The following is a 457-nucleotide window of genomic DNA, read 5'->3' on the forward strand; positions in this document are numbered from 1 at the left end:
TGCTCTAATTTCGCCGATGTTGTGGTGTACGCTAACCCGTTGCTGCGTTCGGTTGAGTTTGCCGTAGGCATGCGCTTAGGGCTGCTGGCACTTAAAGTTCGTGACGGCGAGTTGGCGATGTCACGGATACGTACATTGCAACTGTGCGCGGTAACAGCACTTGCTTTAGCCGTGATTTCTGGTGTTTCTAAAGTTAGTTTGCCGCAGACCATCAGCGGGTTTGTGCTTGACCCGGTATGGTTTTTGTTGATTGGGATGTTTGCGCTTCACGATATACAGCGCGCGCAATCGCATCATCAGGTTGGTGAGCCGGTGCCGGGGAATTGGATACGCCGCTCTCTCGTGTATTTCGGTGAGGTGAGTTTTGCCTTCTATCTGGTCCATGAAATTGTTATTTTCCGATTCATCAAGACCTCTTTAGGGTGCGATATGGTTCGCATGGATGCACGGGGAATCT

At 50.8% G+C, this 457-nt stretch carries 1 protein-coding gene; it reads left to right on the forward strand.

Features of this window, described 5'->3' with window-relative positions; translation table 11 throughout:
• Positions 1 to 39: 39 nt before the first annotated feature.
• The coding region (locus EAS64_RS42860) for a hypothetical protein (protein WP_222850050.1) at positions 40 to 457 on the forward strand (418 nt) is incomplete at its 3' end.

This window comes from Trebonia kvetii, assembly GCF_007827045.1.
Taxonomy (GTDB): domain Bacteria; phylum Actinomycetota; class Actinomycetes; order Streptosporangiales; family Streptosporangiaceae; genus Trebonia; species Trebonia kvetii.